The sequence below is a fragment of the Rhodococcus sp. IEGM 1351 genome (assembly GCF_030056875.1).
GTDB lineage: Bacteria > Actinomycetota > Actinomycetes > Mycobacteriales > Mycobacteriaceae > Rhodococcus_F > Rhodococcus_F opacus.
Genome location: NZ_JASHKU010000003.1, coordinates 156,847 through 171,667, shown reverse-complemented (window position 1 = coordinate 171,667; position 14,821 = coordinate 156,847). Strand labels below are relative to the sequence as shown.

Here is a 14,821-nt window from a genome sequence, read left to right as displayed (position 1 = left end):
GCTACACGGGATTCCGGTCCCGCGACGCCGACAGGGTGACGGCGAGCGCCTGACGGTCGAGCTTGCCGCGCGGCGTGCGCGGCAAGCTGTCGACCGCGAGTACCTGGACCGGCATGCTCGGGCTGGGTAACGTGGCGCGCAGATGCCGCCAGATCTCGCTGGAACTCGGCCCGTCGCCGTCCACCACGATCGCGGCGGCCGGTGCCTCGCCCATCCGGCTGTCGGGCACTCCGATGCACGCAGCCTCCGAGATCCCGGGGAGTGCGGTCAACGCCGCTTCGATGGCCGCGGGTTCCACATTGAGCCCCGCCCGGATCACCGTGTCGCTGTCGCGGCCGAACAACTGCAGGCTGTTGCCCGCGACCCTGCCTCGGTCCCCGACGGTCATCCACCCGTCGGCGGGGCCGTTCACCACGCCGTCCTCGGTGAGGTAGCCGTCGAACAGCATGTCGCTGCGCACGTGAACGAGGCCCGCGCGAATCGCTGCGTCGACACCGTCGAATAGTTCGCCTGCCGCATGTTCGTCGGCGGCGCCGAGACTCCGGTCGAAGGACACGAAGCTCAGTTCGGAGGCGCCGTAGAAGTGCACGAGCGACGCCTTCGGCAACACTTCCTGCAGCGCCTCACGCCCGGTGCGCGGCCACCGGGCCGCCGACGACAGCACCTCACGGACGCTGCCGACCGGACCGATGCCCGACCGCACCACATCCCAGGCGATGGTGGGTACCGAGTACAGATGTGTCGCTGCGTCGCGCAGCGAGTGGGTGACCGGTCGCAGATCCACCGTCGCACCGCGAGTGAGGCCGTGCAGCGCGCCGTACAGGAAATGGGTGTGGTCGAGAACTCCGGGCACCGCCACGCGATCCCCGCTGCCGATGTCGAACGTCGCGTCCGATCGGTCGAGGGTCGTGGCCCACGATCGCTGGTTGCGCACGAACAGCTTCGGCTCACCGGTGGTGCCGGACGTGATGCCGACCAGCAGTTCGGTGCCGGGACGCGCCCGGCCTGCGGCGCCGTCGGATTCGAGGCTGTCCGCCGTCTCGACGGTCCCGTCGAATCCCAGTCTCCGTAGCCTGGTGTGCTGGTGCGGCGCGGCCACCACGGCGCCGGGTTTCGCGAGCTCGAGCACCCGCGTCAGCTGCGCGGGCAGGAGATGCCGATGCAGCAGCACGACGCTGACTCCCGCGTGCATCGCCGCCGTCACCACGACCAGCGACCCGACATCCGACGTCGGCAGCACGGCGACCCGGTTCATGCCGTCGAGCCCGGCGGCGGTGCGTGTGACCCGCGACCAGAACCGGCCGTAGTCGACGGTCTCGCGTGCGGACACGACCGCTGTCGTCTCCGGGTTCTCGGCGGCCCGTCGAGCGACACGCTCGGCGAGCAGCTCAGTCATCGTCCACTCCCCGTGCGACGAGGGCGTCGCCCATCGCATCCGCGGTCCGGAGGGCGCGGACCAGAACCGGTGTGGCCAGCGCCGTCATCGACCATTGCAACCCGCGTGCCTTCCGCGCCTGCGCCACCTCCTGCACGATCCCCGTCAACAGCGGGATACACCGGATCGCCAACGCGAGCAGGAGTCCGATCCGATCCGGGTCGACCCCGAACCTCCGCAGGGGCCCGAGTGCGCGCGACACCGTGTCGAGCATGTCGGTGACCCGGGTGGTGAGCGTGACCAACGCGGCGAGCGCCACCGAGATCAGCAGCACCCCGCACACGACGACCGCCCGCGCGGGCGACGTGATCAGCACCTGGAACACGGCGATGATCAACAACATCCACACCACCGGGCGCAACTGCGCCACGGCGACCCGCCACGGAATGGAGGCCACCGCGAACAGCAGTCCCACCGCCAGGACGACGACGCCGACCTCGAGCGGGGTGCGCACGAACACCGTGGCCGTGACGATCGACGCGATCAACAGCAGCAGTTTCAGCCCGGCGGGCATCCTGTGCAGGAGCGAGTCGCCCGGGCGGTACAGGCCGATCATTCGACCAGCTGCCGGTACGCCGGGACGGCGTCGTCCGGGCTGCCGTCGAACGCGACGAGACCGTCGTCGATGACGATGACCCGTTCGAAACTCTCCAGCAGCGCCAGTTGGTGGGTCACGACGATCACCTGCTGGTCCATCGAATCGAGCGCTTCGGAGACGACGCGCGCGTTCCGCAGATCCAGCAGCGTCGTCGGCTCGTCGGCGATGACCACCTCGGGCCTGCGGATGAGGACGGCGCCGATGGCGAGCAGCTGCTTCTGGCCCCCGGACAGCAGGTGCGCGGGGTGATCGGCGTGCCGGTCGAGCCGGAACCGCACCAGGATCTCCTCGACGCGACCGGCGATCTCCTGTTTGCTCAGACCGGACCGGCGCAGCGAGAACGCCAGGTCCTCGGACACCGTGGGCATGACGATCTGGGTGTCGGGGTCGGTGAACACGAACCCGACCTTGCGGCGCACCTGCGCGCCCTTCCTGGCGGCGTCGACACCGTCGACCGTGACCGTGCCGGAGGTGGGCTTCAGCAACCCGTTGATCATGCGCGCCAGGGTCGACTTGCCGGAACCGTTGGAACCGATGATGCCGACGCGGCGCTCGGAGAAACGCAGGTCGACGCCGCGCAGCACCGGGCGGTCCCCGAAGGCGTGCGTCACCGAATCGAAGACGATCTCACTCACGACACACGCTCCACGAGCATCGCGATGCCCTGCCCGCCGCCGATGGCGCAGGCCGCGAGCCCGAGCGGGGGTCCGTCCTCGCGCAGCATCTGACTTGCCAAGCGCACCAACAAGATCGCCCCCGAGGCGCCCCACGGGTGCCCCATGGCGATGGCGCCGCCCTGCGGGCAGATCGTGGATTCGTCCAGGCCGAGTTCGTCCGAGACCGCCAGCACCACCGACGCGAAGGCCTCGGTGATCTCGACGACGCCCAGATCCGCCACGTCGTGTCCGGTCCTCTTCAGGAGTGTGCGGATCGCGGGAACCGGTCCGAGTCCGGGCAGCGCCGGGTCCGATCCCGCGACGGCGGAGCCGAGGATCCGTAACGCAGGCAGTCCGGCGGCCAGCGACTCGGTCGTCACCGCCAGCACGGCGGCGCCGTCCGAGATGCCGCACGAGTTGCCCGCCGTGGCCGTTCCGCCGGCACCGAAACTGGGGCGTAGCCGCGCGAGCCTGGCCTCGGTCATGCCTGCGCGAATGCGCTGGTCCCGCTCGATGTCACCGATCGGCACGATTTCCGACGAGAAGTCGGCGGCTGCGGCGAGCGTGTGCGACCGCGCCGCGTAGGCATCCTGCCGCTCACGGCTGATGCCGCGCACCCGCGCGAGCTCGTCCGCGGCCGCTCCCATGTCGGGGTCGGGGAAGCCCTGCGGCGCAAAGGGAGCGCGGGTGTAGCGCACCGGATCGGCGCCCCCCGCCGGCGGCCAGAACCGCCACGGCGCCGTGCTCGCCGACTCGACGCCGCCGGCCAGAATCAGCTCGTCGGCGCCGCTGCGCACACGGAGCGCGGCCTGCATCACCGCGTCGAGTCCGGAACCGCACTGCCGGTCGACGGTGACACCGGGAACCGCCACACCCATCCCCGCCTGCAGGGCCGCGACCCGCGCCGGATCACCGCCAGGCCCGAGGCAGTTGCCGAGGACGACGTCGTCGACCTCGGCATCGATACCCGACTCCCGCAGCGACGTCAGAACCTCGCGGAGCACGGGGGCGGCCAGGTCGGTGGTGGTCAGATCGGCGAACCCGTGCCCGGCATTGCCGATCGGCGTGCGGCGCGGCGCCACCAGGACAGGGACAGAGCTCATGCCAGCCAGTCTCTCACTCGGCCTCGGGCGACCTTGCCACTGGCAGTCCGCGGCATCGACTCGATCGGCACCCAGCGGCGGGGCAGGGCTTCCTTCGTCAGCGTCCGGCGTGCTCGGGAACGGACGTCGCCGATCTCCGCGGTGCCGTCGAGCTCCACCACGGCGGTGACGGTCTCGCCGAGCACCGAATGCGGCGATCCGACGACGGCGGCCGCGGCGACACCGTCGAGCGTCCCGAGGATGCGCTCGACGTCCTCGGCGATCACCGTGGTGCCGCCGACATTGATCGCGGATTCGCCCCGGCCGCGCACCGTCAGCTCGCCGTCGTCACCGAGTTCGGCCAGGTCACCGACACCGAACCACTCCGGGACTCCGATCACGCTGTACGGCGACCGGACGTACAGCAGACCGTCGCGGATGTCGGCGTCGACGCCGTCCAGCAGCCGGAGCGGTTCGGGCACCCGGCGCGCCGCGACGAGGGAGAGTTCCGCGGCGCCGTAGTACTCGACGATCCCGATGCCGTCCGCCACCGCGCGGGCGCCGTCGTCCAGGGCGGTGCCGGCGACGATCGCCGTGCGCAGCTTCGGGGCCTTCCCCACCACCTCACGGAGAACGGCGGGAACGGCGTGCACCACCGTCGCCCGGGACGGGTCGTCGGTGACGCACGCACCTCGCCAGAGTGCGTGCACTGCGCCGAACAGGTGCATCGTGGCGTGCAACGGGCCGGTGATCAGCACATGGTCGGTCGCCTCGATGCCCGTGATCGCGGTGAAGGCGGGGAAGCTGTCGAACCAGGAGGCCGCGGTGCGCGCGAGCGGACGCGGCCTGCCGGTGGAGCCGGACGTCGCGACCAGCAGAAACGCGGACGGCGGAATCACCGCGCGGTCCGGGCGCGCGTCGGGGTTCTCGACGATCACCGTCGTCCCCTGCCGCGCCGCCGCGCACACGCAGATCAGGGCGTCCGGGACCGGCAGCGTCGACGCGTCGTAGGCAGGCGCACCCGGGCCGTGCTCGAGGATCCATCGGTCGATGGCACGGTCGAGTTCGGCGTACGTGTAGGTGCGGGCTTCGAAGTCGAGAGCAGGCTGATCGCCGGAGCCGCCGAGTTCGGAACTCACGTACGGATCAGGCCGGGGTACGCGCGATGCACGCTCTTGGCGACCACGGTCGCGACGACGACCTTGAGCAGGTCGCCGGGGATGAAGGCGAAGTTGGTGGTGATGGCGGCGCCGACACCCAGATCGGTGCGGAGCAGGAGTCCGACGGTGCCGAAGACGTAGATGACGACGATCCCGCCGAGGGCGTTGATCAGCAGACCGAGCGCGATCGGGTACTTCGGCAGGATCCGAGCGGTGAGGAGACCGATGATCAGCGTCGCGGGCATCCAGCCGATGAGGTACCCGGCGCTGGGGCCTGCGAGCGCGGTCAGTCCGGTGCGGCCACCGGACAGCAGGGGCAGGCCGATCAGGGTCAGTGCGATGAAGACCGCGACGGCGGCTGTGCCCTTGCGAGCGCCGAGCACCGCGCCGGCGAGGATGACGCCGAGCGTCTGCAGTGTGATCGGCACTCCGCTGAAGCCGACCGTGATGGCGCCGGGCAGACCCAGCGCCGCGATCAGCGCGGCGAACACCGCGATCTGCGCCATGTCCCGCGCTGAAATACCGAGCCTCGACACCCGAGCACTCTCGACACCTGCCATGACGACTCCTCTTGCTTCAAACTTGAACGACGTTCAAGGTATCAGGTCGGCGCGGACAACGGTGCGGCAGACTCCGCGACGTCGCCCTCGTCGGGCGTCGTGCGCGCCCCGGCCCGCGCTGCTCCGATCCCCGCCGCGACGACGAAACAGATCCCGGCCACGGCCGCGTGGTCGGGAACCTGATGCAACACGACGAGCCCGATGATCAACGCGAACGCCGGTTCGAGGCTCATCAGGGTCCCGAATGCCGCCGTGTTCAGCCGGCGCAGGGCGAGCATCTCCAGCGTGAACGGCACGACCGGCAGCAGTATCGCCAAACCCAGCCCGATGATCAACAGGTCCGGCGTCATCTTTCCGAGCATCGACGGTCCACCCACGGCAGTCGCGACCAATCCGGCGACCGGCATGGACACCGCGAGCCCGTTGAGACCGGCCACCTCGTCGCCCACGCGCTGGGTGAGCACGATGTAGAGGGCCCAGCATGCGGCCGCGCCCAGTGCGAACAGGATTCCGACCGGATCGACACCGCCGGCCCAGGGTTGCGTCAGCAGCAGCACCCCGACGGCCGCCAGCGCCGGCCACTTCAGGCGACCGCGTCCGTGCAGAACAGCGACGCCGAGGGGACCGAGGAACTCCAGCGCGCTGGCGGTTCCCAGCGGGATCCGGTCCACCGCGGCCATGAACAGCAGGGTGACCGCCGCCGTGACCACCCCGAGCAGGACACACGCGCCGAGCGACGATCGCGTGAACGCCTTCGGACGAGGCCGCACGATCACGGCCAGCAACACCCCCGCCCATGCCAGGCGCAACCAGGCGGCGCCCTCGGCGCCGACGCGTTCGGACACGCCGACGGAGATCGCGAGTCCGCTCTGTACGCACAGCATCGAGGTCAGCGCCATCGTCGCGCCGACGTGGGTCGAGTTCCTGGTCATGTCTGCATTGAAGGACACCTCGACCGTTCACGTCCACGTGACTTTCATGGACAAACCGTTCGGATATCGCGAACAATGCGTGGGTGGATACCCGACGCCTGCATCTCCTGCTCGAGCTCTCCCGCCTCGGCTCCATGCGTGAGGTCGCCGAGACACACCGGCTGACCACCTCGACCGTCTCCCAGCAGATCGCCGCACTCGCGAAGGAGACGGGTGCGCAGCTCGTCGAACCGACCGGCCGCCGGGTGCGGCTCACTCCGGCCGGTCGCCGGCTGGCCGACCACGCCGTCACCATCCTGGCGGCCGTCGACGCCGCCCGGCTCGACCTCGACCCCCACGCCGAGCCGGTCGGCACCCTGCGCGTCGGGGGCTTCGCGACGGGCATCCGGGTGTCGCTGCTCCCGGTCGTCGCCGAACTGGCACGCACCCACTCGCAGGTGGACGTGGTGATCAGCGAATACGAGCCGGTCGAGGCGTTCGCATTGCTCGCCGACGACGAACTCGATCTCGCCCTGACCTACGACTACAACCTGGCACCGGCATCCCCGGGCACCGCGCTCGAGGCCGTCCCGTTGTGGTCGACTCCCTGGGGACTCGGCACCCCCACGCCCGCCGAGAACGGACCCGCAGACGTCGCCGCCTATGCCGGTTCGCCCTGGATCGTGAACTCCCGCAACACCGCCGACGAGGACGCCGTCCGCACCCTGGCCTCGCTCGCGGGTTTCACACCGCACATCGCCCATCAGATCGACAGCCTCGACCTCGTCGAGGACCTCATCGCCGCCGGCTACGGGGTGGGCCTGCTGCCCGCCGACCGTCCCACGCGCAAGGAAGTCACGGTCCGCCCGCTCACCAACCCGAAGGTCGTGCTGACGGCCTACGCCGTGACCCGCCGCGGGAGGTCGACCTGGCCGCCGCTGCGCCTGGTCCTCGACCGCCTGGCCGCCGTCACCCGGGAACGGCGATCGGCCGACGCGACATGACCCGCGTGATACACGACGCCCCGCCTGCGGGAGCGCAGGCGGGGCGGTTTCGAACGGGAGCGCGCAGGGCGGGTTCTAGCGGGAGGCCACCGCGGAAGCCGCGTCCTTCAGGGTGCGGGCGGCGACCTGCAGTCCTTCGAGCTGTCCCAGTTCGACGTCCTCGTGTTCGATGTTGACCGCCATGTCCGGGTCGACCCGCTGCAGGGCGGCGAGGAAACGGGACCAGAAATCGACGTCGTGTCCGCGACCGACGGCGACGAAGTCCCACGCCGAGTCCTCGGGCCACTTGTTGACCACGTGCTTGCCGCCGAGTCCGGTGGGGTTCTGGTCGGCCGGGATCCGGGTGAACCGGTCGTCGAGAACACCGTAGATCTTGCAGTTCTCGTTGATCCGGGTGTCCTTCGCCGCGGCGTGGAACACGAGGTCGCCGAGCCAGTCGACCGCGGCGACCGGATCGATGCCCTGCCAGAACAGGTGCGACGGGTCCATCTCCGCACCGACGTTCGTGGCACCGGTCTTCTCGACCAGACGCTTCAGGGTCGGCGGGTTGAACACCAGGTTCTGCGGGTGCATCTCGATCGCGACCTTGACGCTGTTCTCACGGGCGAGCGCGTCGATCTCCTTCCAGAACGGCACCGCCACCTGATCCCACTGGTAGTCGAGGGAGTCGAGATAGCCACTGTCCCACGTGTTCACGTGCCAGGCCGGCCACTGGCCGCCGGCGTGCGCGGCCGGCAGCCCGGACATCGTGACCACCCGGTCCACACCGAGCAGGCCGGCGACCCTGATGGCGTTGCGCAGGTCCTCGGCGTCCTCGGGGCCCACCTCGGGATCCGCGTGCAACGGGTTGCCGTTGCAGTTCAGGCCGGCGATGGAGACGCCGGTCTCGTCGAAGACCTTCAGGTACTCCTGCGGTGACACCTCACCGGAGAGGAGTTCCTTGACAGGCAGGTGCGGGGTGGGCAGGAAGCCGCCCGCGTTGATCTCCGCGCCCTCGAGCCCGAGGGACGCGATGGTCTCCAGCGCCTCGCGCAGGCTGCGGTCGTGCAGGACGGCGGTGTACACACCGAGTTTCATGAGGGTTCCTTGCGTGGTGGGAAGAAGTTGCGGTTCAGGGGGTTTGCGGTTACGGGGTTTGGGTTCAGCCGATCTTGACGGCTGCTCCGTCGGCGCGGGCGGACTCCGCGACGGCGGTGACGATCTGCATGCCGCGCAGCGCGTGGGCGAAGGACGGCAGCGGGCCGAGGATGTCGATGCCGGCGATCTGGTCGAGGAACGCCCGGGCCTGGTAGGCGAAGAACTCCGCCTTGCCGTGGCCGACGCCGCCGGCATCCATCGGCAGGCCACCCTGGATGTACGGGTGCTGCGGACCGATGATCACCCGCCGCTGACCGTTCACGGTGCGGTCGAGGCCCTCGCTGGACACCGAGAATTCCGCGGCGCGAGCCAGGTCGAACGCCGCGGAGCCGGACGTCCCGAACAACTCGAAACCGAGTCCGTCCGGAAGCTGATGCGCGACGCGGGAAGCGGAGAACGTGCCGACCGCGCCGTTCTGGAAGCGCGCCGTGAACGTCGCGAGGTCCTCGTTCTCGACGGGTGCCATCTCACCGGTGGTCTCGGCCTTGGTGTGGCCGTAGGTGACTCCGGCAGGCACGGGACGCTCCGTGATCACCGTGGCGAAGGTCGCGCCGCTGATCTCGACGATCGGACCGCACACGAATTCGGCCATGTCGAGCAGGTGGCTGCCGACGTCCGCGAGCGCGCCCGTTCCGGGACCGCCGCGGTACCGCCAGGTGATCGGCGAGGCGGGGTCGAGGCCGTAGTCGCACCAGTAATGCCCGTTGAAGTGGATGATGTCGCCGAGGCGGCCCGTCGCGAGTTCGTCGCGGATCGCCTGGATGGCCGGCGACCGGCGGTAGGTGTACCCGACCGTCGCGATCGTGTCGGCATCCGCAGCGGCCGCGACCATGGCCTCGGCGTCCGCGATGGACCCCGCCAGGGGCTTCTCGCACAGCACGTGCTTCCCCGCGGCGAGGAGCCCTTCGACGATCTCCCGGTGCAACTGGTTGGCGATGACGACGCTCACGGCGTCGATGTCCGGCGATTCGGCGATGGCCTGCCAGCTGTACTCGGCCCGCTCGTACCCGTACCGCTTCGCGGTGTCGTCGGCGACGGCCTGATTGGTGTCGGCGATCGCAACCAGACGCACGTCGGGGCGGTCGGTTCCGAACAGCGTCGACGCCATGCGATATCCGGCGGCGTGTGCTCGTCCGGCCATGCCGCCGCCGATGACGGCGACACCGATCGAGTTGGAAGTCATGAGTGGAAGCCTTTCGGTGTGATGTTGACCCGGCGGGAGCGCAAGTCGGCTACCCGCAGACCCGCACGGATGAGTGAAGACGTCCCCCGGCTAGTTCGGTCTATTTAACCGGTCTAATACGACTACTATGAGCTGAGTCACGCCACCCTGTCAAGCCCCGGCTCGGCGAGCCGGCCAGCGGGCCGCACCCCTTGACGAGCACCCTTGGCGTGCAGATATCGAATGCAATTTCACTGAATACCTCTTCAGTGAATGCGAAGTCGGGAGGAACGGACGACGGTCAGCGTCGCAGGCGGTCCGGCACTGGGAGGCTGCTGGCGGAAGTTCCGCACGGACGGCTGTCGGGGGATCCGCTGCACAGTACGACGCTGAAGCGGGGTTCCCTGGTCGAGGTGCTGCGTGAGTGCGCCGAGCAGGCCGGGGTGCGGATCGTCACCGGCCGCCGACTGGTAGGGGCCGAGCCCACGGGACACGGTGTCCGCGCGCAGTTCGCCGACGGTTCCAGTGCCACGCGCCGACCTGCTGGTCGGCGCGGATGGTCTCTGGTCGGCTACCCGGTCGGTCCTTGATCCCGGCGCGCCCCGACCCACCTACGGAGGCTCTCCAGCGTCTCGGGCAACGCCGACGGCATCCCGGCCGAGACCGGCACGTTCAACATGGTTTTCGCGCGCAGCGGCGCCTTTCTCCACATCCCGGCGCCGGACGAAACCGTGTGGTGGTCCGCGCAGGTTGCCGATCCCAGGCCACCGGACCTGGCCGGTGTCGGCGACGACTGATTGCTCGGGCGACTCGCCGAGCTGTACCGGTTCGAGCCGCAGCCGCTCGAGATCATCAGGGCGACCACGCAATTGCACCGTCCGACGCTCATGCACACGCTGGCCGAAGTCCCCGTCTGGCACGACGAGCACGTAGTCCTCGTCGGCGACGCCGCCCACCCGGTCGGGGCGGGGCAGGCGCCTCCATGGCCATCGAAGACGCCGTCGTCCTGGCCCGGGCACTCGCCGAGACCGACTCGACCGGAGAAGGTCTCGCCGAATACGACCGGCTCCGCCGGGCCCTGACGGCCGCCGCGGGTCAGGACACGCCCGACCGGGATCCTTCCATCGGCTCCGGCGCGGGCCCGGTGGTACGGCGCGCGACGAGCCGCGGCCGGAGGACGGTCGCGACCGATTCGGTCCTCCCCCGGTCCAGCCGTTGGATGACCGCCTCGACCGCGGTGGCGGCTTGCTCCCGCGGTTGCTGATTGACCGACGTCAGATCGATGTGCGCGAGGTGGGCGAGCACGCTGTCGTCGTATCCGGAGACCGAGACGTCTTCGGGGATCCGCACGCCCCGGCTGCGCAGTTCGCCGATCAGCCCGATGGCACTGCGGTCGTTGGCCGCGATCACCGCGGTGGGAAGCTGCGACCGCCCGAGCAGTGTCTCCGCGGCGACCGTTCCGGCGCTGTCGGTGAAATCACCCTCGACGACGTCGATGTCGAGACCGTGACGACGCATGGCACGGGTGTACCCCGACCTCCGGTCGGCCGCAATCGTGCCCGTACCACCGCTGAGGTGCGTGATCCGGCTATGCCCCAGCTCGACGAGATGGTCGACGACGGTGCCGATCCCCTTGCCGTCCGCTGTGCGCACGACGTCGACGGCGCCGTCTCCGACGCGGCGACCGACCACGACCACCGGTACCCGTTCCCCGAGCGTGTCGAGCACGTCGGCGTCGAGTTCGGTGCCGAGCAGGATCAGGGCTTCGCAGCGGAAATCGAGCAGCGTTTCGACGACTTTCGGTTCGGCGTGCGTGGGAGTCAGCGCACCGAGCACCACCTCGTACCCGTGGTCGTCGGCGGCGGCGACGATGTACTCGACCATCTCGGCGTGGAAGCTGTTGCGAATATCCGCCGTCACACCCACGAGGTGGGTCCGCCGGAGCGACATCAGTGCAGCGGTACGGTTCGGTCGGTACCCGAGCTCGTCCGCGACGTCGAGGACCCGTTTCCGCGTCTCGGCACTCGGTCCGGGAACCCGCCGAAACACCATGGAGACCAACGCCTTCGACACCCCGACACGGTCGGCGATGTCCTGCATGGTCACGGCCTGCCGGGGCATCGGAGCAGGACCACCGCTCCGGGCGTCGTCGTCGCTTCGCATGTGCAGACCCTTTCGCTCGCCGAGCACGAGGCACACCCAGAGTATCCGACATAGACCGAAGTACTAGACCGGGCTACCTACCCGAACGCAGCTATCCGGCAGGAGAACGCGCGACGTTCGATGTTCTGGGCGCTGGCGAGCACGAGCGCTCCCTGCACGAAGCGGCGGTCGTCGTCATCAGCGTCTGGGAGGGCGGCGTCGTCGGACTCGCCGTCACCCTCACAGTCGGACTCCTCGGAGGCCTGCTGTCGCGGGCGTTCACGATCCACGCAGGCGTCCTGTTCATGGGGTACTACGTGGCAGTCCTCAGCGTCCCCGCCATCCTCGCGCTCTGACCGTGCCGACTACGCGGTGACCAGGTCGATGGCGACGGCCGATCCCTGCGGATCGACGACCGCGTCGAGGATGGTCTTCTGCGTCTGGGTCAGGTGCTCGGTGCAGGCCGCGGCAGCCGCCGGTCCGTCGCCGGCGAGGATCGCACGGCACATCGCCCGGTGCTCCGCCAGCGAGACATCCAGACGGTCCGGGTGGGAGTGGGCGATGTTGCGCAGTCTCTCCGTGTGCGGCCGGAGTTCGGCAATCGATCGGGCCAGTTGCGAGTTCCGGGTGTGCGCGATCACCGCCTGGTCGTACGTTTCGGTGAGTTCGTAGAAACGATCCCGCCGGGACTCGGACGGGTCCTCCTCCGAGATCGCCCCGAGTGCGTCCGCTACCTCGTCGAATTGCTGCCGGGCCGCGGTGTCCCGGCCGACGGCCTCGGCGACCATGCGCGCCGCGGCCGCCTCGAGCAGGATGCGTAGCTCGAACAGGTCCCGAACACTCTTGATGGAGATGGGAGCGACCCGTGCCCCCTGCCGGTCGGTGAGCGAGACCAGCCCGTCTGCTTCGAGCCGAAGGAAGGCCTGACGCACCGGGGTGCGAGACGCCGAGAACCGCGTGCCCACGTCGATAGCACTCAGCGACTGCCCCGGAGACAGGGTCCCGTTCAGAATGTCCTGTTTGAGCTGCACGTATACCTGTTCGCTCTTGCTTTCGCGCGCCATGCATACATCCTAACGTTCACCACCGTATGAGCTAAGGTATACGCTAATGCGCACCATAGAACAGGAACAGCATCCCGAAGTAGGCGTCCACACGTGAACGACGTGCAATCCACCGAACGATCCGTGCCGACGCGCGCGTCCGAACTGCGCCGTCACGGACTTCGGTGGGCCGCACTGATCGCACTCTCGATCGGCGGCTGGGCGCTCGGCGAGAGCGTCGGACTGACAGCGGCCGGTCTCTTCTCGGCTCTGATCGTCGCGGCGACCCTGGCCGTCACCGGCTGGGGCCCGTCCCGCGTGCCCCGCCCGCTGGGGAAGCTTGCCCAGGGAGTGCTGGCGAGCGCCGTCGGACTGATGGTGCACCGGGACACGATCGCCGCCCTAGGCTCGATGTGGGTGCCGGTGGTCTCGATCGCGGCCGCGACTCTCGCGCTCAGCGTGGCGGCCGGCGCCCTCCTCGCGCTGCACCGTGACGTGGACGCGGTGACCGGATCCCTCTCCATGACTGCGGGCGGCGCCACCGGACTCGTCGCGATGGCCCGCGAACTCGGCGGCGACGACCGGGTCGTCGCAGTGGTGCAGTATCTGAGGGTGGCGCTCGTCGTCGTGTCGATGCCGATGATCGTCACGTTCGGCTTCCGCGCGGATACCGGTGCAGACACCGTGACAGGCACCGAGGGCGGCGGGTCCGAATGGTATGTGACCCTGCCATTCCTGGCACTGTTCATCGTGGGCGGCACCGCTGTGGCGTCACTCGTGCGACTACCCGCGCCCGCGACATTGGGTCCGCTGGCCGTGAGTGCCGGGTTCGAACTCGGCGGCTGGAGCGACGCGGTCGCGGTCCCGCCGATGCTGATGACCGCCGCGCTGATCCTCATCGGCTGGCAGGCCGGGCTCGCGTTCGACCGGGCGAGCCTGCGGGCGATCGGACGAATCCTGCCGTACGCGGCGCTGCTCACCTTGCTGGTCGGGGCGGCCTGCGCCGGGCTGGGCGTCCTACTCTCCCACCTCACCGGCGCGAGCCTGCTCGAGGCCTATCTCGCCACCACGCCCGGTGGCCTGGCGGCGGTGCTGGCCGTCTCGGCATCCACCGCCTCCAATGTCACGTTCGTCGCGGCCGCTCAGGTGTTGCGCCTGGTCATCATGCTCGTCACCACCCCGATCATGGCGAAGGTGTTTGCCCACTTCAGTTCTCGGCGTCGACGAGCGTAGTTCGGGAATCCTCTCCGGACAGGACGGTCCCGCTAGCGTCCGGGCCGTCTCGACCGGAGAGGAGTCCCGAACACCCCGAGTCTCGTTGCAGTGTCTCCGAACTCGGGGTCCACCGGGAAGTGGGTTCCTCGAATGTCGGCGCATGGCATCTACCTCCGATTCTTGTCAGCAGCTACCGAGCTGCACGGTGGGTGGGTGTCGGGTCGGTCAGCCGTAGACCCTCGCGATGAAGGCATCGAGGTTGTCGCGGACCCGCGCGATCCGCTCCTCGGGCTCGAGATCCTCGCGGTACTGCCTGCCCAGCGCAGGAGACTTCTTCCGGCGCGCGTAGAGCGAGCAGGCGAGATCGGCGCACATGTAGGTGCCGATCGAGTTGCCGCGGCGTCCGGATTCACCCGACTTGCGCGCGGTCATCAGCGAGACGCCGCCGTTGGCGTGCGTGGTCATGCAGACGGTGCACATCTGCGCGCGGCGATAACCGCCCGTTTCGTAGCGCAGCGCGACGCCGACCAGACCACCGTCTCGCGGCACGACGACATAGCAGCGGCCGGGAAACGACGGGTCACTCCAGCCGAGGAAGTCGAGGTCGTCCCAGGGCCGATCGTCCAGATCCCGAGGGACGGGCAGACGCTTGGCGTCGCCTTTGGAGCAGTTGATGAACGACGACCTGATGTCGCGTTCGGTGACGGGTTCCATGT

17 protein-coding genes are annotated in these 14,821 nt (G+C 69.4%); 3 read left to right on the top strand and 14 right to left on the bottom strand.

Annotated elements, in window-relative coordinates; genetic code table 11:
* Position 1: 1 nt before the first annotated feature.
* Genes QM806_RS06755 through QM806_RS06725 form a run of 7 tightly spaced genes read right to left on the bottom strand, consistent with a single transcriptional unit; the run spans position 2 to position 6,423 of the window.
* A complete protein-coding gene (locus QM806_RS06755) occupies positions 2-1,396 on the bottom strand; it encodes an AMP-binding protein (RefSeq protein ID WP_283290836.1) in 1,395 nt (464 codons plus the stop codon).
* Positions 1,389-1,991 carry an energy-coupling factor transporter transmembrane component T family protein gene (locus tag QM806_RS06750; RefSeq protein ID WP_005574607.1) on the bottom strand — a complete coding sequence of 201 codons (603 nt, stop codon included), beginning with the start codon at positions 1,989-1,991 and terminating at the stop codon, positions 1,389-1,391. The genes QM806_RS06755 and QM806_RS06750 overlap by 8 nt, the downstream gene beginning before the upstream one ends.
* Positions 1,988-2,668: an energy-coupling factor ABC transporter ATP-binding protein gene (locus tag QM806_RS06745; RefSeq protein ID WP_005258449.1), complete on the bottom strand. Its 681-nt coding sequence runs from the start codon at positions 2,666-2,668 to the stop codon at positions 1,988-1,990. The genes QM806_RS06750 and QM806_RS06745 overlap by 4 nt, the downstream gene beginning before the upstream one ends.
* Positions 2,665-3,792 (bottom strand): thiolase family protein, encoded by a 1,128-nt coding sequence (locus QM806_RS06740; RefSeq protein WP_283290834.1) that lies wholly within the window; start codon positions 3,790-3,792, stop codon positions 2,665-2,667. Before QM806_RS06740 ends, QM806_RS06745 begins: the two co-directional genes overlap by 4 nt.
* Positions 3,789-4,910, bottom strand: a complete 1,122-nt coding sequence (locus QM806_RS06735; protein ID WP_169692825.1) for a class I adenylate-forming enzyme family protein — start codon at positions 4,908-4,910, stop codon at positions 3,789-3,791. Before QM806_RS06735 ends, QM806_RS06740 begins: the two co-directional genes overlap by 4 nt.
* A complete protein-coding gene (locus tag QM806_RS06730) occupies positions 4,907-5,491 on the bottom strand; it encodes a biotin transporter BioY (RefSeq protein WP_081276633.1) in 585 nt (194 codons plus the stop codon). Before QM806_RS06730 ends, QM806_RS06735 begins: the two co-directional genes overlap by 4 nt.
* A gap of 41 nt (positions 5,492-5,532) precedes the next feature.
* A complete protein-coding gene (locus QM806_RS06725) occupies positions 5,533-6,423 on the bottom strand; it encodes an EamA family transporter (RefSeq protein ID WP_005566210.1) in 891 nt (296 codons plus the stop codon).
* 83 nt (positions 6,424-6,506) lie between these two features.
* On the opposite strand from QM806_RS06725, the gene QM806_RS06720 reads away from it, so the two are divergent.
* On the top strand, positions 6,507-7,406 hold the full coding sequence (locus QM806_RS06720; protein ID WP_133986204.1) for a LysR family transcriptional regulator: 900 nt from the start codon (positions 6,507-6,509) through the stop codon (positions 7,404-7,406).
* A gap of 75 nt (positions 7,407-7,481) precedes the next feature.
* Here the strand turns inward: QM806_RS06720 and QM806_RS06715 are convergent, their stop codons facing one another.
* Positions 7,482-8,483 (bottom strand): sugar phosphate isomerase/epimerase family protein, encoded by a 1,002-nt coding sequence (locus QM806_RS06715; RefSeq protein ID WP_283290832.1) that lies wholly within the window; start codon positions 8,481-8,483, stop codon positions 7,482-7,484.
* Positions 8,484-8,547: 64 nt separating this feature from the next.
* Positions 8,548-9,726 (bottom strand): Gfo/Idh/MocA family protein, encoded by a 1,179-nt coding sequence (locus QM806_RS06710; RefSeq protein WP_283290830.1) that lies wholly within the window; start codon positions 9,724-9,726, stop codon positions 8,548-8,550.
* Between the two features lie 248 nt (positions 9,727-9,974).
* Here QM806_RS06710 and QM806_RS06705 point away from each other — a divergent pair, with 248 nt between their 5' ends.
* The gene (locus tag QM806_RS06705; protein ID WP_283290828.1) at positions 9,975-10,295 is read left to right on the top strand and encodes an FAD-dependent monooxygenase family protein; all 321 of its coding nucleotides are present in this window, start codon (positions 9,975-9,977) and stop codon (positions 10,293-10,295) included.
* Positions 10,296-10,316: 21 nt separating this feature from the next.
* On the opposite strand, the gene QM806_RS06700 is transcribed toward QM806_RS06705, so the two are convergent.
* The 4 genes from QM806_RS06700 to QM806_RS06685 form a co-directional block, all read right to left on the bottom strand.
* On the bottom strand, positions 10,317-10,634 hold the full coding sequence (locus QM806_RS06700; protein WP_283290826.1) for a hypothetical protein: 318 nt from the start codon (positions 10,632-10,634) through the stop codon (positions 10,317-10,319).
* A gap of 166 nt (positions 10,635-10,800) precedes the next feature.
* Entirely contained in the window at positions 10,801-11,868 is a 1,068-nt protein-coding gene (locus QM806_RS06695; protein WP_283290825.1) for a LacI family DNA-binding transcriptional regulator, read from the bottom strand.
* A 77-nt stretch (positions 11,869-11,945) separates the two neighbouring features.
* Positions 11,946-12,137, bottom strand: coding sequence for a hypothetical protein (locus QM806_RS06690; RefSeq protein WP_182623728.1), 192 nt, complete (start codon positions 12,135-12,137; stop codon positions 11,946-11,948).
* Positions 12,138-12,212: 75 nt separating this feature from the next.
* Complete coding sequence (locus QM806_RS06685) at positions 12,213-12,911, bottom strand: GntR family transcriptional regulator (RefSeq protein ID WP_005566256.1); 699 nt, start codon at positions 12,909-12,911, stop codon at positions 12,213-12,215.
* Between the two features lie 93 nt (positions 12,912-13,004).
* On the opposite strand from QM806_RS06685, the gene QM806_RS06680 reads away from it, so the two are divergent.
* Positions 13,005-14,123 carry an AbrB family transcriptional regulator gene (locus tag QM806_RS06680; protein WP_005258473.1) on the top strand — a complete coding sequence of 373 codons (1,119 nt, stop codon included), beginning with the start codon at positions 13,005-13,007 and terminating at the stop codon, positions 14,121-14,123.
* Between the two features lie 207 nt (positions 14,124-14,330).
* Here the strand turns inward: QM806_RS06680 and QM806_RS06675 are convergent, their stop codons facing one another.
* A complete protein-coding gene (locus QM806_RS06675) occupies positions 14,331-14,819 on the bottom strand; it encodes an FBP domain-containing protein (RefSeq protein ID WP_005566258.1) in 489 nt (162 codons plus the stop codon).
* Between the last annotated feature and the right edge of the window lie 2 nt (positions 14,820-14,821).